The organism is Halostella limicola (genome assembly GCF_003675875.1).
Lineage (GTDB): Archaea > Halobacteriota > Halobacteria > Halobacteriales > Natronoarchaeaceae > Halostella > Halostella limicola.
On record NZ_RCDI01000002.1, the window covers coordinates 635538 to 655972 of the forward strand.

The 20435-nt window shown below is 62.4% G+C and carries 19 protein-coding genes; 4 read left to right on the forward strand and 15 right to left on the reverse strand.

Annotated elements, in window-relative coordinates:
* The first annotated feature begins 94 nt into the window (after positions 1–94).
* Both D8670_RS11190 and D8670_RS11195 read left to right on the forward strand, forming a co-directional pair.
* Complete coding sequence (locus D8670_RS11190; RefSeq protein WP_121818186.1) at positions 95–868, forward strand: nucleotide-binding protein; 774 nt, start codon at positions 95–97, stop codon at positions 866–868.
* On the forward strand, positions 865–1491 hold the full coding sequence (locus D8670_RS11195; RefSeq protein ID WP_375137273.1) for a DUF8054 family protein: 627 nt from the start codon (positions 865–867) through the stop codon (positions 1489–1491). The genes D8670_RS11190 and D8670_RS11195 overlap by 4 nt, the downstream gene beginning before the upstream one ends.
* Here D8670_RS11195 and D8670_RS11200 read toward each other — a convergent pair.
* Positions 1411–3006, reverse strand: a complete 1596-nt coding sequence (locus D8670_RS11200) for a COG1361 family protein (RefSeq protein WP_162994267.1) — start codon at positions 3004–3006, stop codon at positions 1411–1413. The two genes, D8670_RS11195 and D8670_RS11200, sit on opposite strands and share 81 nt — an antisense overlap.
* A gap of 204 nt (positions 3007–3210) precedes the next feature.
* The gene (locus D8670_RS11205) at positions 3211–4305 is read right to left on the reverse strand and encodes a phosphotransferase family protein (RefSeq protein ID WP_121818188.1); all 1095 of its coding nucleotides are present in this window, start codon (positions 4303–4305) and stop codon (positions 3211–3213) included.
* A gap of 83 nt (positions 4306–4388) precedes the next feature.
* Between D8670_RS11205 and D8670_RS11210 the strand changes: the two genes are divergently transcribed.
* Positions 4389–5087 carry an SDR family oxidoreductase gene (locus D8670_RS11210; RefSeq protein ID WP_121818189.1) on the forward strand — a complete coding sequence of 233 codons (699 nt, stop codon included), beginning with the start codon at positions 4389–4391 and terminating at the stop codon, positions 5085–5087.
* A 133-nt stretch (positions 5088–5220) separates the two neighbouring features.
* On the opposite strand, the gene D8670_RS11215 is transcribed toward D8670_RS11210, so the two are convergent.
* From D8670_RS11215 to D8670_RS11265, 11 genes are all read right to left on the reverse strand, one after another.
* A complete protein-coding gene (locus D8670_RS11215) occupies positions 5221–5589 on the reverse strand; it encodes a DUF7522 family protein (protein WP_121818190.1) in 369 nt (122 codons plus the stop codon).
* A gap of 279 nt (positions 5590–5868) precedes the next feature.
* The gene (locus tag D8670_RS20920; RefSeq protein ID WP_162994268.1) at positions 5869–6462 is read right to left on the reverse strand and encodes a hypothetical protein; all 594 of its coding nucleotides are present in this window, start codon (positions 6460–6462) and stop codon (positions 5869–5871) included.
* A 144-nt stretch (positions 6463–6606) separates the two neighbouring features.
* Positions 6607–6771 (reverse strand): hypothetical protein, encoded by a 165-nt coding sequence (locus D8670_RS20925; protein WP_162994269.1) that lies wholly within the window; start codon positions 6769–6771, stop codon positions 6607–6609.
* Between the two features lie 103 nt (positions 6772–6874).
* Entirely contained in the window at positions 6875–7339 is a 465-nt protein-coding gene (locus tag D8670_RS11225) for a nucleoside deaminase (RefSeq protein ID WP_259370042.1), read from the reverse strand.
* A gap of 374 nt (positions 7340–7713) precedes the next feature.
* On the reverse strand, positions 7714–8763 hold the full coding sequence (locus D8670_RS11235; protein ID WP_121818192.1) for an RNA-guided endonuclease TnpB family protein: 1050 nt from the start codon (positions 8761–8763) through the stop codon (positions 7714–7716).
* A 121-nt stretch (positions 8764–8884) separates the two neighbouring features.
* Positions 8885–9307, reverse strand: a complete 423-nt coding sequence (locus D8670_RS11240; protein ID WP_121818193.1) for a hypothetical protein — start codon at positions 9305–9307, stop codon at positions 8885–8887.
* 214 nt (positions 9308–9521) lie between these two features.
* Entirely contained in the window at positions 9522–11075 is a 1554-nt protein-coding gene (locus tag D8670_RS11245) for a sensor histidine kinase (protein WP_193569350.1), read from the reverse strand.
* Between the two features lie 245 nt (positions 11076–11320).
* Positions 11321–13585, reverse strand: coding sequence for an amino acid permease (locus D8670_RS11250; protein ID WP_121818194.1), 2265 nt, complete (start codon positions 13583–13585; stop codon positions 11321–11323).
* Positions 13582–14022, reverse strand: coding sequence for a universal stress protein (locus tag D8670_RS11255; RefSeq protein ID WP_121818195.1), 441 nt, complete (start codon positions 14020–14022; stop codon positions 13582–13584). Before D8670_RS11255 ends, D8670_RS11250 begins: the two co-directional genes overlap by 4 nt.
* A gap of 507 nt (positions 14023–14529) precedes the next feature.
* A complete protein-coding gene (locus D8670_RS11260) occupies positions 14530–15438 on the reverse strand; it encodes a phosphatase PAP2 family protein (protein WP_121818196.1) in 909 nt (302 codons plus the stop codon).
* Positions 15439–15788: 350 nt separating this feature from the next.
* Positions 15789–17180: an FAD-binding oxidoreductase gene (locus D8670_RS11265; protein WP_121818197.1), complete on the reverse strand. Its 1392-nt coding sequence runs from the start codon at positions 17178–17180 to the stop codon at positions 15789–15791.
* A 135-nt stretch (positions 17181–17315) separates the two neighbouring features.
* Here D8670_RS11265 and D8670_RS11270 point away from each other — a divergent pair, with 135 nt between their 5' ends.
* Complete coding sequence (locus D8670_RS11270) at positions 17316–18143, forward strand: helix-turn-helix transcriptional regulator (protein WP_121818198.1); 828 nt, start codon at positions 17316–17318, stop codon at positions 18141–18143.
* Between the two features lie 186 nt (positions 18144–18329).
* Here the strand turns inward: D8670_RS11270 and D8670_RS11275 are convergent, their stop codons facing one another.
* Positions 18330–19877 carry a multicopper oxidase family protein gene (locus D8670_RS11275; protein WP_121818199.1) on the reverse strand — a complete coding sequence of 516 codons (1548 nt, stop codon included), beginning with the start codon at positions 19875–19877 and terminating at the stop codon, positions 18330–18332.
* Positions 19874–20332 (reverse strand): SHOCT domain-containing protein, encoded by a 459-nt coding sequence (locus D8670_RS11280; RefSeq protein ID WP_233752227.1) that lies wholly within the window; start codon positions 20330–20332, stop codon positions 19874–19876. Before D8670_RS11280 ends, D8670_RS11275 begins: the two co-directional genes overlap by 4 nt.
* Between the last annotated feature and the right edge of the window lie 103 nt (positions 20333–20435).

Sequence of the window (20435 nt, forward strand, 5' to 3'; positions counted from 1 at the left end):
TCCCCCTTTCCCCCTTTCGCGACGTCGACTACCGGCGAGTCCGACCGCTACGGAGGGAAAATTTTATCACGAGTAGCATCTGTAAGAATCGGCAATGGTCGAGGCGTTCGCCGTGGCGAGCGGCAAGGGTGGGACCGGCAAGACGACGAGCACGCTCGCGCTCGGCATGGCGCTCGCCGACGAGCACGAGGTGACGGTGGTCGACGCCGACACCGGTCTGGCGAACCTCCTCTTCCACGCCGGGCTGGCGGACGTCGACGTGACGCTGCACGACCTCCTCATCGAGGGGGCGGACGTCGCCGTCGCCGACGCCACTTACGAGCGCTTCGGCATGTCCGTCGTCCCCTGTGGCACGAACCTCGCGGACTTCGAGGCGGCCGACCCCGACCGCCTCCGCGACGTGGTGGCGACGCTGGCAGCCGACGCCGACGTCCTCCTGCTCGACTCGCCCGCCGCGCTGGGGAGCAAGAGCGCAGTTCTCCCGATCGTGCTCGCCGACCGCGTCGTCACCGTCCTCCAGCCGACGATCCCGGCGCTGTCGGACGCGCTGAAAGTCGGCGAGTACGCCCGCTCGTACGGGACCGAGAGCGCGGGCGTCCTCTTCAATAAGGTTCGGGACGAGGAGGCCGTCGACCGCATCGCCGACCGGACCGAGGAGTACTTCGACGGCCCGACGCTGGCGACGGTGCCCGACAGCGACGCCGTCCGCGACGCCCGCGACGCCGGCGAACCCCTGCTGGCCCACGCGCCAGACTCGCCGGCCGCCGCGGCGTATCGGGAGGCGGCCGAGACGCTGACCGTCGACGGCGGCGACTCCGGGGCCGTCGCGGACCGGTTTCGAAGCGCCGTCGTCCCGGACCGCCCATGAAGCTCCCGCGCGGCCGACTCCTGCGTTCGCGCGTGGTGTCCGACCCGGCCACCGCGCTGTCGACGGCGCTCGAGCGCGAACTGACGGGGTACGTCCTCTTCGAACCGCGGGACGCGCTCCTGTTCGACGCCGACGGGCGCGGCGTCGTCACCTTCGCGGACGGTGTCCCCGTGCTCGCGTACCACACCGGCACCGACGCGGGCGGTGCGGCGGCGCTCGCCGACCTCGCTGTGCCCGGCCCGTACAGCGTCGACGTCTTCGAACTCGACGCGGCGGCGCTCGCCGAGGTCCACGAGACGCCCGAGCTACGGGTGTCGCCGGGCTTGCCCGCGGAGCGTCTCGCCGGCGACCCCGCGCTCGCGGACCGGACGCGGGAGGCCGCGCCCGCGGAGCGCCTGGCTGCCGACGGCTCCACGGCGGACGCCAATACGGTCGCCGCGTTCCTCGCGGACGAGTCGAAGATAGAAGCGATCAGAGAGCAGGCGCGAGCGGAGGCGCGCGACCGCGCCGAGGAGTGGGGGCTCGCGAGCGAACTCGAAGACTCACCGCGACCGGTAGCCGACGCCGGCCACGACCAGGGCGGCGACGAGCGCGCCGGCGAGAACGACCGTCAGCGGCACTGACCCCGGTGCGGAGACGCCGCCGTCACCGGATCCGCCGCCATCGCCTTCGACGCGGATCTCGGTCGTCGCATCGCCGACTTCGACGGTGTAGGTCCCCGGCGACTCGACCGACTGGGTGAACGTCACCGTCCGCGGTTCGTTCGGCGGCACCACGACGGAGGCCCGGTCGACCGTCTCGTCGAACATCCGCAGCTCGGTCTCGTAGGTCGAGTTAGCCGGGCCCTCGTTGACCAGCGTCGCCCGGACTTCGAACTCCTCGCCCGGTTCGACCGTGTCGCTCGACAGCGAGAGCTCCTGGGTCCGGACGTCGGGCTGTAACACCGCGACCGCGAGCGGGCCCATGCCGGTGGCGTTCGTCGACCGGATCACGTGGTCGCCGCTGCCGCGCCGCGTCAGGTGGCTGACGCGGTGCCACTCGCCGTCCCTGTACTGGAACAGGGCGACGTTCTCGGAGCGAATGCCGCGGTCGGCGAGCTCCGCGTCGTCGAGCGAGACGAAGTACTGGACGCGGTCCGGCGACTCGTCGAACTGCGGGCTGGTCGGCTCGACGAACAGCAGCGGCTCCTCCGGACCGTCCCCGGCGACGGGGCTGTCCGTCGTCGCGCGGAGGTCGATCTGGAACCACGACTGGTTCGCCGGCGGCGCGACGGCGAGTTGGTCGACGGCGACCCCGCTCGCGTTTTCGGTCGTGAGCGCGGTGTCGAACGTCGCGTTGTCGCCGACGTTGCGCGCCGTCGCGGCGTAGGCGTCGGACCCGTTGGTCGCCACCTGCGTCGACGTCCCGGTACAGGACCCCGGACGGATCGTGACGGGCTCGGACCTGTCGAGCACGTAGTCCTCGCCGTCGGCGCCCCGGAGCCGCCAGGTGTCGACGGTCAGCGACGCCCGCAGCGACGCGTGGTGCGCGTCCTCGTTGAACCCGGCGTCGATCGTTATCGCCTCGTAGTCGCCGCGCTCCAGCCCGCGGAGCGCACCGCCGTCAGTCCGGTTCTCCTCCCAGAACCAGTCGGCGTGGGCCCGCCCGTCCTCGACGGTGAAGTTGTCGTTCCGCGTGTCGTAGTTGTCGTCCTCGACGACCCACTCGGCGCCGTCCGGGAGGCCCGTCATGGTGACGGAGGCCTGCCCGCCGCCGCGCTCGCTGCCGGCCTCCCCGTGGACGAAGACGACGCTACCCCCGTCGTCGCCGTCGTAGAGGAACAGCTGGCTCTCGTCCCAGCGCTGGTACTCGTTGGTCCCCTGGGAGCTGTACAGCCCCGAGTGGGACCCGTACTGGTAGAAGTCACCGACGGAGTCGTCCCCGTCGCCGAACGCCGCCACTTCGACGCAGTCCCCGTTCTGGCTGACCGCGTACGTGTCGACGCCTCCGGTCTCGTTCGGCGGCGCGGCGTCCGGGGCTATTCCGTCCGCCTCCGCCTGCGCCGCCGTCTGCCCGGTCGCGCCCGAGGCCGGCAGCGCGGCGACCGTACTCCCGAGAACGACCCCGACGAGCGCTATCACCGCAACTCTCTGATACACGTCTCTAGATCCCCCCATCGTCTTTCTCACTGAGCCCTCTCAACGTCATCCGTTTTGAAGTCTCGGTCGAGTGGTGTGTTAACTATTCACAGTAGTTGGCGGCTAATGAAACTCGGAGATCGACGGACTGACCGGCCGTTTCGCTGCTTCGGCGAGTTTCGTCGCCCCGCCGGGGTGTCCGACAGGGCCGTCGCGAGGCCCTCGCTACAGCGGGAACTCCCCGCTGGCGATGCTGTCGGCGATCATCGCCATATAGTCGACGTACGGCTCCCAGTCGGACTCCAGCCCCGCTTCGATCTGATGCCGGTGGAGATCCTCCCACACCGTCGCGAGCATGAACGCCGCGAGCGCCCGGTAGAACCGATCGTTCTCGAAGGCGACCCCCGTCGCCTCCTCGTAGCGGGCGACGAGTTCCCGGCGACTGGGGCTGCCGGGACGATTAGTGAACGGCGCGAGCCCCCGTTCGTTGGTCTCCTCCAGGTCCCGCAGGACGTCGTCGTTCGAATACCGCGCGCGAAGCTCGTCGAGCGGCGGCGTCGGGTCGCCGTCGTCCCGCCAGCGGAGCAGGAGGTAGCCGAGTTCGGTCAGCGGGTCGCCGAGAAACGCCGTCTCCCAGTCCAGAACGCCCGCGATCACCGGACGGTCCGCGTCGGCGAACAGGACGTTGCTCGGCCTGTAGTCCCCGTGAACGAGGGCCATCTCCGAGTCCGACGGGGCGTTTCGCTCCAGCCAGTCAGCGACGCTCCGCAGCCTCGGGGGGTCGCGTCCGGTCACCGCCGTCGCCGCGTCGAGTCGGGCAGTGACGCGTTCGACCTGCTCCCGCGCGGTCTCTTGCTCGCAGACGGCCGCGAACGGCTCCGTGTCGACCGAGTGGAGGTCGGCGAGGGTCTCTATCAGCAGGGACGCCACTCTCTCGCGCGCCGCGGGGGTCCGGAACCGCTCGGGCAGCGGGGAGCCGAGCGGGACCGACTCGCCGTCGAGATGCGTCATCACCAGGAACGGGTCGCCGAGAACTGACTCGTCGTCGCAGATCAGCACCGGCTCCGGAGCGTCGACCGCGGTGTCCCGGAGCCGCCGCAGCACCTCGTACTCCTCCCGCAGGTCGTTGAACGACTCCGTGCGTCGCAGCTTGTTCGGCCGCCGGAGCACGTACGCTCGCCCGCCGTCCTCGGTCGAGATCGCGACCGACAGGTTGAGCCCGTCGTGGAGGCCCTCCGCGTCGGCGACGGTCGCCTCGAGCTCCCGCGAGAGATACGACCGGAACGCGGCCGTATCGACGTCCGTCTCGGGATCGGTCATACCCCCTCGTAAACCGCATTTTCATAAAAAGTGCCAGTATTCGTCCGGAATTATTATTTCGCTCGTCTTTCCACGGGGCTGCTATGGAGGAAGCAGACGACGTCGCGGTCGTGACGGGCGCGTCGTCCGGCATCGGCGAGGCGACTGCCAGAGCGCTGGGCCGCGAAGGCTACGCCGTCGCGCTGGTGGCCCGCCGCGAGGACCGACTGGAGGCGATCGCCGAGGAGATCGCGACGAGAACGCTCGTCGTCCCGACGGACGTCACCGACGAGACCGCGGTGGCCGCCATGGTCGAGACGGTCCGCGAGGAACTCGGCGGCGTCGACGTCCTCGTGAACAACGCCGGCATCGCCCGCGGCGGACCGGTTGGCGAGGCCGACCTGACCGAGATGCGGCGGACGGTCCGGGTCAATCTCGAGGGGGTCATGAACGTGACCCACGCCGCGCTGCCGGAGATACTCGAATCGGGCGGCGGCGACATCGTCACCGTCTCGTCGATGAGCGCCCGCTTCCCACAGGAGGGCGGAAGCGCGTACAGCGCGTCGAAGTTCGGCGTCAACGGGTTCTGCCGCTCGCTCCGGAAGGAACTGTCGGACGAGCAGGTCCGGGTGACGATCGTGATGCCGGGGCCGGTCGTCACCGAACTGAACGACTGGGAACACTGGGACGGCCGGCCGATGGCTCCCACCGACGTCGCGGAGAGCATCGTGTTCGCCGTCTCCCGGCCCGACCACGTGGAAATCCCCGATATCACTGTCAACACGACCGACAAGCTCGACTAGACCGCGGAAACCGCGGTCATGCGAAGTCGTCCTCGGCGACCGACTCGTTGCGCCGGACGCAATTCTCGGCAGTTGGCGCCTGCAGTGTGGGCGTGAGCGGCGAAGCTGCGGGTCCGGACCGCCGCGGGTCCGACTACGGTTTCTCGCTGGAGTGCTCGAACACCGTCTCCCGCAACGACTCCGCAGCCGGTTCGACGCTCACGACCCGGCCGTAGAACGCCTCTGTCTCCGGGAAGTGGTAGACGATGGCGTCGTCCAGCCAGTACGTGAGCGCGTTGAACCCGCCCGCGTCGAGGAACTCCTCAAGCCGGTCCTTTCCGAGCATCAGGACGATCATCTCCTGCCGTATCTCGTCGAGGTCGTCCGTGGTGTACTCCTCCTGTAAGTCCGGCCGAACGTAACGGGAAACGTAGCCGGTTTTGTCGTACTCGGCGGCGACCCGGAGGTCGTCGCCGACGTCCTCGACCAGGTCGGTGATCCAGTCCGGATCCTCCCCGCTCATCCCTCCCTCCCGTTCGTTGTGCGTCTGTCTGACCTGTCTCTCATCCGTCCCCCTCCAATGTTCGGCACGTTTCACGGCGAAACGTATAAGGACTTTCTGGGAGCGTTGACACGTTTCCGGGTCGGCAACGGGCAGTCGGAAGCGGGACGCACCGCCATCGGGAACACGACTCGCGTGGGTGGGGCACGTCCCGTGGTCAGGGGACGTGACCGCGATCGCTAGCGGACGGGTCGAAGGACCGGAATACGGCGGCCGGTGTCGATCGGAAGAACGTCGCGATCAACGCTTCCCTGACAACCCGGGTTGCCGCCGGTCGCTCGACCGCCGCTCCTCGATATCGATCAGGGTCTCGTCGAGCGCCCGGAGGACGTCGCGGTCGCGCGGCCCGTCCGACCACGACTGGTCGTATCTCGCGACGTCGAGCCCCACGGCCGCCCCGACCAGCAGGTCCGGGTCCGGTTCGGCGTCGCCGTACCCCCCGTCGTCGAACGTCTCGGCGTACGCGTCGCTCCTGACCCACTCGGTCCACGTGCCCTCGGCACCGGCGCCGAACAGCGCGAGGACGCGCTCGTCGGCGAGCCAGTCGACGGCCTGCTCGGCGTCGGTGTCGGGGTCACCGGGCAGCACGACGAGGTCGGCGTTGTTCGGCGCGCTCGCGGTCGAAACGTCGTCGGGAACGGAGAGGTCGACGCCGCCGTCGAGGTAGACCGCCGTCCGCTGCAGCCGGTCGAACTCCAGGTCGTCGGCCGATTCACCGTCCGGAAGGGCCGCGCAACCGGCTACCGTTCCCGCCAGCGTGGCGCCCGCGGCGGCCAGCACGTCCCGACGAGACCCCGCCGTCCGCGGTCGGCGTTCGTTTCGGTTGCCTCGCATACCGTCACGCACTATCGGGCCTCCTTAAGGAGTCACTGATGCTCAAAGCGACGTTTGACCATACGGGAGAGCCACATGCGGAGAAGATCCGACGCAGGCGAGGAGCGGCCCTGTCGCGCAGCGGACGACGATCGGACGGCGTGGCTACTCCGACGGTTCGTCGCCGGCCGGCGACTCCTGAAGCGCGTCGGCCGCGTCGTCCGACCGGTACATGTTCACGCCGAGACCGGCGGCGAACGTCGCGATCCCGACAGCAACTAACCAGACGAGGTTCGGGTGCTCGATGCCGATGTGTGCCGGAATTACCATACGGCTACTGGCCGTTCGTGGCACTTAATAACGACTCACTTCGGGTCGCGAGACGCCCGTCCGCGTCGCAAGTCAGTCGGTCTCGCTCCCCCGGACGCCGGAGTCACCAGTCGAAGTCGCGGTGGATCCGGCGCCCCTCCTCGTTCAGTACGGGACCGACGACGTCACTGACGCCGTCGAGGATCGCCGCCGACCTGACCGGCGACTCGGCACCGGTGAACTCGGCGATCTCGTCGCTACCGACGCTGTAGACGACCCGCCCGAATCCGGCGTTGGTCATTCCGGTGGCACACATCGGGCACGGCTCCGTGCTCGTGTACATGACGGTCTCGGCGCGCTCGTCGGGGTCGAGTTCTCGACACGCCCGATACGCGAGGTGGAGCTCGGGATGACGGCGGATGTCGTCCTCCGTGTTCACGCGGTTCGAGTCGGCCATGACGACCGCGTCGTCGCGGACGAGGACGCTACCGAACGGTCGGTCGCCGCGGTCGGCGGCCTCGCGAGCGAGCGCGAAGGCCCTGCGCATGTGCGAGTCGTGGTCGAAGTCGTCGGAGGTCGGGTCGGGCACGTCCGTACGCTGGTTCGCCAACGACGTAGTTCCACCCCCTGAGCGGTTTCGAGGTCGAGTCGGCTCAGGGTGGGGATTGCCTGCTCTGGGCGCCCCGTACCGATCGTCGACCGGTTCGAACTGGTGGTAGTTGACATCCTCCCCGCCCTAAAGGGCGAGGATTCCCCGAAGGGGATATTCAGGTTGCGCGTTTCCTCGGGGTTCAAGTACGCTTTCGCGTGCCCCGTCAACGGTCGCCGTCCAGTTGTGACCAAGGACGTGCTTTCCAGCGCGTATAGCCCTGTCAATGTGGCCTTCCTCCCCGCATACAGCGGGCGTCAACGACGGCGGGTTCTTCAGCCCGCGAGGTAGCACGGTTCGCGTCAGCCGAACTGCTACGCCGTGCATGGTTCACCCTCCCGTTGTGCAATATTCTCCGAAGCGTTCAGGTCGGCATGGCGTTCCCGACTACACTCCGAACACGAAAAGTGGTCACCATCACGAACCCCCATCGAACCGCATGCCGAACACTGCTGGCTGGTATGGTACGCATCGACCTTCTCGACGCGAATACCAGCGCGTTCGGCTTTGTATGCGATGAACTGTTGGAGTTGGTGGAAGTGCCACGAGTGGACGCCCGACCACGAACTGTTCTCACGGATACCTTCGAGGTCTTCCATCCGAATGACGGGATTCTCGAACTGGTCCGCGAACGTGATGAGACGACGGGAGAGTTTGTGATTCAGGTCTTTGATTCGACGCTGTTCTTTGTCACCCACACGGTTACGTGCGCGAAGCGCACCCGCTTCCGAAAGCGAATCGCGTAGGGAACGATATTTGCGTCGAACGTACTTCGCCTCACCACCAGACACCAGCATCGACTCGTCCTCGCCGTAGGCGGTCACAGCGAGGATGTGACGTTCGCCAATATCGACGCCGATGGGTGTCTCGCCCTCCGTGTCGGCATCGTATTCGATGTTGAACGTACAATACCAGTCATCTCCGCGACGGTAGACTTGTAGACGAGACTTGTCGGCGTCTCCTTCGGCCAGTCGGTCTACGGGGTCGGCAATGTCGTCGTACACCTCTATCGGGGTGTACCACCATTGGGAGACGCACGGGAATCCGACGACGACCGTGCCGTTCTCGGTCGTGTCGATCTCCCAGTTCTGGTTGTTGACGGCGAACGGCTGACTCTCTCGGTAGCGAACTTCCCCGTCCTTGTTGTGGTCGGATTTCGCCTCTCGAATGGCTTGGTTCTGAATGGCCGAGTAGAGGTCATTGTCGATGCTGGCCGTGGTCACGGATTTGCCGAAGTTGCCGTTCTCCCATCCCTCGATACAGAACTGCTTGGTGTCACGGTAGAGGCGAGAGGCGTGTTGCCACTCTTTCCGCCGCGAGAGGGATGGGTTGTGGAACTTCGCGGTGACAGTCACCGTGACCATTACAATTGTAATCAGATGAACTGTCTTAAGTATCTGTGGGAATATCAGACTGTGCTATCGTCGGTGGTTTATATCATCGACTGTCGGATTCATCCCCGCCCTAAAGGACGGGGCTTTCTCCTCATACTTCCGTAACCGCGCTGAAGTCGTCGCGTCCGTCCGGACCGGTCACCGCAGCGATATCGACAGCCGAGTCAGGAGGTCGTATCTCACCGAGCGAGCCTATCGCCATACCTGGTTGCTCTCCGGCTTTCACGAGGTCGAGGTCGGCGAGTTGGTCCGCGACGTCCTCGACCACGGGCTCGGTTACGGTGACCCAGAACGGAACCTCCCGCTCGATCATCCATGCGACTGCCGCTGAAAGCTCACCAGCGGGCGGGGCGTCGAAGACGAACACACGATTGAAGATCGGTACGGGGACCCCGGTGCAGGCCGCCGTGAGCGGCCCGAACTGTCGGAGCTCTCCGGCTTGGGCTTCGTCTGCCAGCGTGCCGAAGGCACTCCGCAGGTTTTCGTTCGCATCAGTGACGAGGTCGCGCGTCACGAGTGCGGCCTCTCCGCGTACCGTATTAACAGTTATCGAGGGCGTTTTCGAGGATCGAGAGACACCGTTCGAGATACGCGCCCCGAATTCAGCACGGCTCGACGAGCGTCAGCTGCATCTGCAAGATATCTCGGCGTTCAGTTCGCGGGTCTACTCTTCCGCCTGTTCGCGACAGTAGTGACTGAAGGGAGGAGAAACGGTTTACACCGATGATCTACGAAGCAGAATCAGTCACTACCGGAAGAGTGAACGAGAACGTCGACCCCTCACCGGGTTCGGAATCGACCCATATCTCCCCGCTGTGGCGTTCGACGATTCGCTCACAGACTGCGAGGCCAATGCCCGTCCCTGCATACTCCCCATCGCTGTGCAACCCCTCAAAGATCTCGAAAATCTGTTCTTTATCGTCCGAATCTATGCCAACTCCTTGATCCGCTACGGAGACTCTCCACTTCTCGCCGTTCCGCTCGGCAGAGACGTGTACTTGCGGCGGTTTCTCACCGCTGAATTTGATCGCGTTAGATAACAGGTTCTGGAACACCTGGCGCAGCTGGTTTTCATCTCCTTTTACGCGAGGAAGCTGGTCTACGGTTATCTCAGCATCGCTCTCTTCGATCTTCACTTGGAGGTCCTCACAGACGTCACCGAAAACGACATCGAGATCGACCGGTTCGAACTCGTCGCCCATCGTCTCGATTCGGGAGTACTGGAGCAATCCGTCGACCATTGAACGCATGCGCTCGGCGCCGTCCACGGCGTACTCGAAGAGTTCCTGACCCTCCTCGTCGAGTTCGTCCCCATACCGACGTTCGATGAGCTGGATGTAGGTAGAAACCATTCGCAGTGGTTCTTGCAGGTCATGCGAGGCGGCATAGGCAAACTGCTCTAACCGTTCGTTTGATTCCTCGAGGTCGGCGACTAACTGTTCGAGTTTCTCCTCGTACTGCTTGCGCTCGGTGATGTCCTGGGACATCGAGAGGATGGCGTAGACGTCGTTCTCCTCGTCGGTCAACGGGTGTGTGCGGAACTGAAACGTTCGACCCTGAATGTCCACTTCGAATGTGGTCGGCTCTCCGTTGAGTGTTGCCCGGTAGTGTGATTCGATGACCCGTAAAACATCCCCTGAGTAGATATCCTGGACCCGTTCACCCTCGAGGTCCGCGGCACTGAAATCGGTCTTCTCGAAGCCTTGACCTGCAACGAGCGTATGACGCAGTTCGGTATCCAGTAGTCCCACCCCTCCGTTCGGGAAGTTCTCTGCAAGAGTGCGGTATCGCTGCTCGGATTCTTCGAGTCGGGCTACGGTTTCTTCGAGTTCTGCCTGGGTTTCTTCTAGCTCCTCGTTACGCTGTTTGAGGGTATATGTCCGTGTTTTGGCCCGCGCGTCGTGCTTGCCTGCGCCAACGCCAGCGACGGCAGCAAGCGCCGGCAAGATGAGGAAGTTGTGTGCTGGATCGTTCAAATTGGCAGCGAGTGCAATGAATACGAGGATACCAACCATCACTCCGACTGTACGGAAGCACCAACTGGCGACGGTATCGAAGAATTCGGGCCGAATGTCAGTCTGCGGCAGGCGATAACTCCAATAACAGAGAATGATTCCCGCCCCACCGATCAGGATGGAAACGATCAGTTCCTCCACCAGGGGAGTCGGTCTCGAGATCCTCACGAACGGCCACAGAACACTAAGCAGGAGATACAGGCACCCGAGACTCAAGATGGCGCGCCGTCCGCCGATCTTTGAAAGAATGCCAGCCAAAGGCTGCATCGGTTGTCGAAAATGGTGCCAGACAAATATGGGTACTGGATTGTATTGGCGGCAAATCCGCTCGTCCGGAGGTACAGAGGGTGTACCTATCGTGATGGGGGCATGTTCTTTTCTGACATCCACCTGACTGAAATAGCTGCTTAGTGAGCCTGCGTATATATAAGAATCCGGAATCGAGTGAGCCCTCAAACACGTATAGTGGGCAAATGGAACAGATGTTCGTATGGGGTAGAGTGAAACGTATTTCAGTTACGGCTAAATAGCCGCTCCCAAAGGGAACGTTCCGATGGCCGTTCAGTCAGCAGTACTGGTGTATCTAGCGTCTCGATAGTGTCGATCACGAGTGAACCGCGAACGATGCGCGATAGCAATCCTCGCTCCGTCGCCCCAATTATTACCAAACTGTACTCGCTTCCCATGCGCCCGATAACCGTCTCAACGACCCCTGTTTCAACATGTATCTCCGCGTCGGACAACTCATGACTGGCCGCCCAATCGCGCAGGAAGTCGCGACCAGCTTCTTTTTCACCGTCATTGACGACGTGAAGCAGTGACACGTCACTACCGACGGTGTCCTGCAACGCATGAGCAACCTCAGCGGAGAGATCGGACGAGAGTCCGCCAGCAGTCGGAACGAGTACATCGGAGTAATCGAGTTCCTGACCGTCGAGCACGAGGAAGTCACACGGCAAGTCGTGGGTCAGTTCGTCTAGGGTACCTTCAGCACGCCCACCTGCGAACTGCGTCCCACTGTATCCCATCACGACCGTGTCAGCATCGGTCGTTCGTGCTGCGTCGAACACTTCTTCAAGCCCACGGTGTGAGAGAATCGTCTTGGTCTCAATGGGGACGTCGAATGCCTCTGCGTCCGATTTCGCAGCGCTGAGAAGGTCTTCCGAGGAGGCATCGATCCGGGCTCTATTCTCGGCAGCAGTCTCGAGCGATGTTTGATCCGGTACTGTGACGATGTGGGTAGCAAGTACGCGTCCGCCTTTGTGTTGTGCGAGTGCACCGGCAAGGGTGATGAGAGCACTTTCGGTTCGCGGGTTCGCCAGCGCCACCATGATAGTCGGCCCCTCGTTCCCGACCGGCGCGACCACATTTGCAGCCTCAACGACCGAATCCGGTAGTTCTTCCTCGCGACCTCGGATATAGTTCGAAAGCACACCCTGTTGTGGGGTTTTGCTCCGTGCGTAGACGAAGTACCACACCACCGCAGCGATAACGAATCCCCCCGAGAGGGCAATCTCTACTGCGTCCATGAAGGCGACGAGTCCGAGTGACAGTAGTGCGCCGAGTATCGGAGTGATGGGATACAGCGGAACTTCGAAATCCGGGTCGTACTCGGGCACGTCGGCCTCCCGGAAGACGATCAGCCCCACGTTCATGAGTGCGTACACGATGAGGTGAAGCACACTGGCCGCTTTCGCAAGCACCTCGATGTCACGCCCCAAGAACGCGATGAACACGATGATGAGTCCACCGGTCACGAGAATCGACCGATAGGGGGTCGCGTAACTTGGGTGAATCTCATTGAGCCAGTTGGTAACGATCTTGTCACGACCCATCGCGAAGTTGATCCGTGCGGAGGCAAGGATCGACGCGTTCGCCGAGGAAGCCGTCGCTAGAAGCGCACCGACGGTCATCACCGCCGCAGCGGCGGCGGCGACCCCCTTAACAGGACCGATAGACGAGGGGAACGAAACTTGTGCCGCCTGTGCTACTGGCGCATCAAGGCTGAGCTCGGGCCAGGGAATCACTCCGAGCATGGTCGTCACGAGAATCGCGTAGATGACGGTGACGATGCCGACACTCCCGATGATGGCGATAGGGAGGTTCCGTCCTGGGTTCTTCAGTTCCTCGGCGACAGTTGCGATTTTGGCGTATCCGAGGAAGGAGACGAACACGAGTGCTGTTGCCGGGAGAATTGCCCCGGATCCGTACGGCGCGAGGCCGCCTTCATCGGAGAGTGTTGCGTAGTCGAACGACGCAAAGCCCGCCACGGCGAACGCGGTCAAAATCGAGAGGAGTATGAACACGATGACTGTCTGGACGCCGCCGGTCTCCTTCGCTCCGATGTAGTTGACTCCGACGAAGATCGCGCCCGCGATGAGTGCGCCGATCTGGATGGGGTTGAGAAAAGCGACTTCGGGTAACGAGACGAAGACAGCCAGATATTGTCCGAATCCGATACAGTAGAACGCGGAGGCGAACGCCAATCCCATCCAATCGCCCATCCCAGCGATGGAACCGAACATCGGGCCAAGTGACTTGTTGATGTAGTAGTAACCACCGCCAGCCTTCGGCATCGCCGTCCCGAGTTCGGAGACCGACAACGCGTTCACCATCGCGATCAGTCCACCGACGACGAACGAGACGACGACGATCGGTCCCGCCGCGTTCGCGGCGACTCCAGGCAGGACGAAAATGCCGGCTCCAATCATCGTCCCGATACCGATGGTCATGGCCGACACGAGACCGAGGTCTTTGGCCAATTCTTCGTCGCTCATTCGTCGGAGTCCACACGCGGGAGAGCGATTACAGGACAGTCCGCCTTTGTGACCAGTTTCAGAGAGAGATCGCCGGTGAGGAACTGCATGATACGATTTCCGCCACGGGAGCGGTATGCGATGGCGCTTGCGCCAACTTCGTCAGCGGCTTCGAAAATCTCGGCAACGATATCTCGGCCATATGCAGTGTGGTCGTCAGCGTCGGGGAACACTCTCCGGACGGCGTCGAACGATTCTTCCGCCACCTGTTCTGATTGCTCGATCGGCGTTTTGTCTGGAACGCCTTCACCTTTCTCAACCACGTGGAGAGCGGTCACATGCTCGGGTTGATACGGCTCGAGTTCAGTCGCTGTGGCGAGAGCGTCTTTCTCGTGGGCAACCGGCAGAAGAACGTGAGCGAGTAGGTCTCGGTCGCCAGCGTCACAGGGAGAGTTCATACTGATCGGTATGTTCGCTATCTCTTAAGAGTGTATATACTATTTCCGGTATCGTGAAAGAGTTTTTATAATGAGGAGAGGAAAGCAAAATTACGAGTGTGATTTTTAGCCGAATTCGGAATATAGTGGAAGGCCAACATTCACTACTGTGCTAGTACTGGGTCTGTGGGGCGACTCCTGATGAAAAGACGGAGGAATGATCCTCTTGTGGCGCGACCGAGATCGCGTGCTATGAATTCTGAGTTCTGAAACCACGCTTTTACTGGTAAACCGGGGGGAGGAGGTTTCCGTCCGCAAGGAGGCCCGTTCCAAATACACATTCTATATTCAGCAGGCCATTCCTGACAGATACCGGTAGATTGCCGACCGGCCTGTTATCTCTTTCCCCCTGTATATACTGATCTTCTCACACCTTTCCATCACTACCGTCCCGAATTAGCTGAGAGGTAGAGACGCGTATTGGTCGTTCATGGACACGACCCTCTCCCAACTAAATGGCCAAGCACCTCACCGGTCGAGGAGTTTCTCACCGGCCAGTGGGGCGATAACAGCACCACCGACGGTTATCATGGAGCCACAAAACGTGACTATCAGTGGTGGCTTGAGAGCATACAGGAGTGCAAAGAAACCGCCCGCGAGTCCAAGGATGGCGAATCCAGCACCGACCTCTCGGCGGTTCGATGGATGGGCTGGCGTTGAATCGGCAATGCCATGCCAAACGAGCCATGCGCCAACGGCGCTTCCGAGCGCGGCCACGCTTTCGAAGGAGACCCCTTGTGGCAACCCCAACACCCCGATCCCCACAGCAACGAGGAGCACCTGACCGGGAGCGGTGCCACAGTCGGCGATCACGTACAGCACCCCCAGTACCACCAGCCCAAGACCGGCTCCAGCCACGATATCTACGAGGTAGTGGACCCCCAGGACGAGCCGCGAGACCGAGACAATACCGACGACAACGCCCGCGAGTCCGAGCCACACGCGCGACAGTTCGTCCTCCACAACGACGAGCGCAAATCCACCCCACACCATCGTACTCCCGAGGGCATGACCACTCGGAAACCCTGGCCCCTCTCCCGTCGTGATACTAGTGAACACCCCCTGAAGGACAGACGGAATCCATTGAACGACGGGTGGATCACTCGCTCCTGGTGGACGGGGGAGCAAGAAAAACTCCTTGAGTACCCCAATGAGGGCGACATACGTGAGCAGGAGTCCAAGGACGAACAGGCCACGCCGTCGATCGATCCCCCACCGCGGAAACTCGTCGCCAGCGACGTAGAGCACGCCACCTAGCAGAAAGAGGAACCAAACGTCGCCGAGTTGCGTAAGCAGTGCAAAGAGTACGAGAACTGGGTCCGTCGCCGACGCATGAAGCACCTCGGTGACGCCAATACCGCGGTCTTCCGCGAGCATAGTCGTGCGGGAATTTATCGGCTTCAGTGCTGTTATACCCTTGGCCTGACGGACCGACCTTGCCCACTTCTTTCCGCCACCACCGTCCCGAATTATCTGAGAGGTAGAGATACGAACCTCACGTGGCTAATTCTGACAGCCATATATTGACAGCGCCGTGCTGAATACAGGGGGCGAATGCAGCATAGGACCAATCACCCGATCGAGTTACTCGAATCGGGCGGTCAGAGGATGTCGTAACAGCAAAGCGTCTATTCCCCAGCCTCTGTCAGGAACGTCGTGCTAAATATAGAGCACATATTCTGTGCCACACAGAGACATTATCTACAGGACCGATAACTACCTGAATATCAGTCAGCCGGTTCGATGTTCTGATTCATCCGGAATAGATTCTCCGGATCCCACTCGGATTTGAGCTCCCGAAGCCGCTCATACTTCTCGGCATATGCATTCGGGATTCGCTCCTCTTCATCGCGGTCCATGAAGTTCACGTACACGTCAGCTACCCCATACTCGGCCATAGCCTCGTGGAAATCCCGGGCCCAGGAGACGTGTTCATCGTCCCGCTCGGGGTCCGTCCACCGCATTTCCGCAGTCAACAAGCTCGTCTTATCGCGGTGGGGGAAGGCAGTCTCGTCAGCACCGACCCGACTGATCGCCCCCTCCATCCATTCGTTGAACACGGCGAAGAACGGCGCGTCTGAATGGCAATACTCCACTATGGTCTCGATAGCACCATCGGTGATCTCCCGGAAGTGGCGCGACTTCCAGTACCAGCGGTAGCCACTGGAATGTTGGTCGTCAAGTAGCTGTTGTAACTCCGTGTACGGCATCGGTGCAACGAGATCCACGATCGGATCGCCGAAGTCCCGAACCGGTTGGAGCGCCTCCTTGCCTTCCTCAATCGAGCCCGAATAGACGGGCAGCAGAATGAGGACGGTTTCGCCGAGAAGCGGTTCAGGAAGCCCCAGCGTCGGTGAGCCCTTTACGAAAATCGCCATACACTGAACCTCATCCGGTGCATCGGACATGAAATCACGATGGAACCGGAGGACCTCCGCGGCGTCCTCGTATCGATAGACGATCGGCCCGGCCAACACCTCGGGACCGACCTCGTGGAGCTCGAACTCGAAGGACGTGACGACGCCAAAATTCCCGCCACCGCCACGGACGCCCCAGAACAGGTCTGGATTCTCGTCCTCACTTGCGTGCACGAGTTCGCCTTGAGCGGTTACAAGGTCAACCGACCGTAGATTGTCGTGGGCGAGACCGTACGTTCGATCGAGCCAGCCGAGACCACCCCCGAGGGTGAGTCCGGCCACGCCCGTTTCGGACATGATTCCGCCCGTGGTGGCGAGTCCAAACCGCTGGGCTTCGTGGTCGAAGTCACCCCACGTAGCGCCCCCACCGACGCGGGCGGTCTGTGTCTCCGGGTCGATACGGACACTGTTCATCGGCGAGAGGTCGATCATCAGACCGTCGTCGCACACTGCCGTTCCGGCGACGTTGTGACCGCCCCCCTTGACGGAAAGCAGCAGGTCCAGGTCCCGGGCGAGGTCAACCGCAGCCATGACGTCAGCTGTACCCGAACACCGCGCGATGAGCGCAGGTTTCCTATCGACCATTGCGTTCCAGACCGTTCGAGCCTCATCGTAGCCCTCGTCCCCTGGTTCGAGAACCGCTCCCCGTAGCTGTTCATCGAAGGCCTCAACGGTTGCCGTCTCAAGGCTGGTTGCTGACATGGTTAGGTTCTGGGTAGTACTGCAGTTCGAACGAGGTCGCTGAGGGGCTTGTAGCTACGTCCTGGGAATGTCTCACACCGTGGCCGGGCTTCTACGGCGTAAGATTTGATACGAGTTAACATGGATCACTAAGCCATGATCTCCGGATCCGAGGACGTGCCCGAGGAGGCCCTGAGTGATGTCGCCTTCCTGGCTCGATCCGTCAACCGAATCCGTGTTCTCGGAACGCTATCTCGGGAAGCGTATCCCCCACGTGAACTAACTGAACGGACGGAGACGTCCCGATCGACTCTACGGCGGATCCTCTCCGAATTGGAAGACCGTGGCTGGGCCAAGCGGAATTCCGATGGAGACTACGGAGCTACAGTGACTGGAAAACTCGTCGTCGAGGAACTGGCACCGTTCGTTCGAACGATGGAGACGATCCGGCGACTCGATGACGTCGTCACATGGCTACCGCTGGAGGAGATACCATTGGAACACTTCAGTGATGCCACTCTCATTGGGCAGTCACCGAACAACCCACTTGCGCCAGCATCGTTCCTGACCGAACGACTCCAGGGGGCATCCGAGTTCCAATGCCTCGTCCGTCTCGCACCTCCGGTCGCGTTCGAGATCCGGATGCGGGATGCCGTCGTTGACGGTCGCCTGACCACGGAACACGTGATAACCAGGGGCGAACTTGATACGCTACGTGACCATCCAGAGCGACTCCCCAGATGGCGAGAGTATATCAATGCAGGCGCCAACGTCTACGTCTACGACGGAGACATTCCGTGTAATGTGTTCGTGTTCGACGAAACGGTCGTCCTCGGCAAAAGAGGACACCCATTTGTGAAAAGCGAACGTGAGGCAGTGAGAAACTGGGCCATCGAAAAGATAGAATCGTATCGGGAGGGGGCCGACCGACTCCATCCGGACACCTTCGTGGCGAACTCCACCGTTGCTCAGGAAGAACGATAGCGATGAATGTACCCTCTGTATTCAGCACGCCTGTCCTGACAGCTATTTGACAAATAGCTGACCGATGTGTTACCTCGTTCCTCTGTATGTACCAATTCGGATCTCCCTTGCAGGAGTACACCGTTCGACGGCCGCCGACTACGACATCGGCCGGAGACTGACGACGGCACTGGAGCAGCGGGGCGCTCAGGACTCGTAAGTGAGGACGCGGGCCATTCCGGCTTCGAGGTGGTAGATATTGTGGCAGTGGAACAGCCAGTCGCCAGGGTTGTCGGCCACGAAGTCGAGGACGACCTCGCCCATACGTGGCGGGACGCGAACGGTGTCCTTCACGGCGTCACCCACCTGGAAGAAGTGACCGTGGAGGTGCATCGGATGGACGACCGGGCTGCGGTTGACCATCCGGATGCGGACATGGTCACCCGTCGACACGCGGAGCGGGTCAGCGTCGGGGTAGGCCTGCCCGTCGATGTACCACTCGTAGCTTCCGCCCATGTTGCCCGACAGCGTGAGGTCGAAGGACCGGTCGGGTCGCCCGCTGATCCCCTGAATTGGATTTAGCGCCCGGAGGTCGCCGTACTGGAGTCGGCGACTGTCCGCGGATGGACTTCGGGGCGACCCCGACTGGCTCTCCCCGTATTGGACTACGCCGAGGGCAGAGGTTTCGTCGCCGTCTACTGGGTCCGCCCGGAGTTCCCACGAACCCGGACTGTCGGCCTCAACTACTGCGTCGTAGCGCTCCCCTGTCCCGAGGTCGAAGGCATCGACCGCGACCGGTTCGACGGGTCGACCGTCGGCGTGCGTGACCGAGAACCGGTGGCCAGCCAGTCGCACGCGGAACGTCGTCGCGCCGCTCCCGTTGACGAACCGGAACCGGACGCGCTCGCCCTCCGTTAGCTCGAAGGTAGGCGCGTCGGACGGGAGCTGACCGTTCATCAGCATGCCCTCGTAGGGCGGTCGATGATCGCCCATCCCGCCCCTGCCGTCCCTGCCGCCCATTCCACCGGGACCGCCACCGCCGCCGCCACCGCCGGGACCGCCACCATCGCCCGGACCGCCACCGCCACCGCCGGGCCCGCCACCGTCACCGCCGGGACCGCCGCCAGGGAGACTCGATGGCAGGCGGGGCGCCTCGTCGAGGTAGTCGTCGAGAAAAACCGTGTACTCACGGTCATACTCGACGTGGGGTGATTCTTCCTCGATGATCAGCGGACCGACGAGCGCGCGGTCGAACTGCAGGCCGACGTGGCTGTGGTAGAAGTAGGTTCCGGCCGGCTCGGCCCGGTACTTGTAAGTGTCCGTCTGGTCGTTCGAGATGGGGTCCTGCGTCACGTCCGGCACGCCATCCATCGGGTTCGGAACGGGGATGCCGTGCCAGTGAACTGTCGTCCCTTCGGGAAGCTGGTTCGTCACGTCCGCCTGTAACACGTTACCCTCTGGAATTCGCAGTTCCGGCCCGGGAAACTTTTCGTCGTACAGCCATGTCTCGGTTCCCGAGTCGCCACCGGGCTGGACCGCCCCCTGCTTCGCGGTGAGTCGGACGTTCTCGTCGGCCGGGCCGGAGGGGATAGGTCGAGGCGTGACCTCGCCGTCGGTCGCGCCTCGACGCCCCCGATCGCCGTTCTCGTCGTTTCCCAGAAGGGAGTCGGACACGCAACCTGCGAGCGACGCGACGCCGAGACTGCCCAGCGACTGGAGTAACGTCCGGCGTTTCGAGGTTTTCTCCCCAGTCATTCGACGGAATTGGAGTCACTGCGGAGTCGCTGAGCGCGCTTTTCGAACTCTTCGTCGTCGATCTCGCCGCGGGCGTACCGCTCCCGAAGTTCGGCGAGCGCCGTGTCCTCGTCACTGGGCGAACGACTGCGGGCGGCGGTCCCGCTTCGGTCCGCAGCTCCCCCACTGTTTCCGCCGCCGAGGGCACGTGCAAGGAGGTAGACGACCGTGCCGAAGACCAGCAACATCACGGCGAGGCCGACGAATCCGTAGCCGAATCCCCATCCTCCCGGCCCCATTCCGTCCCCCATCTGAAGGAACACGAGCAAACTGGCGTTCATCAGTACGATATAGTTGCCATAGCCGTAAGTAATGCACGCAAAACACAATTCTGCAAGAAAGAGTGAAAAAGGAACGCCGATCAACTGGTCATCGGGTCTGTCGTGAACCTGTCCGATTAGCTGTATCCCGTTCACGAGACAGCGATAAGAGGCGCTCCGAGACTAACGATTCCGGAACTCTGGATTTTGGGTTTTTACCGTACTGAATACGTGTTCTATGTTGTATTATATGTACAAA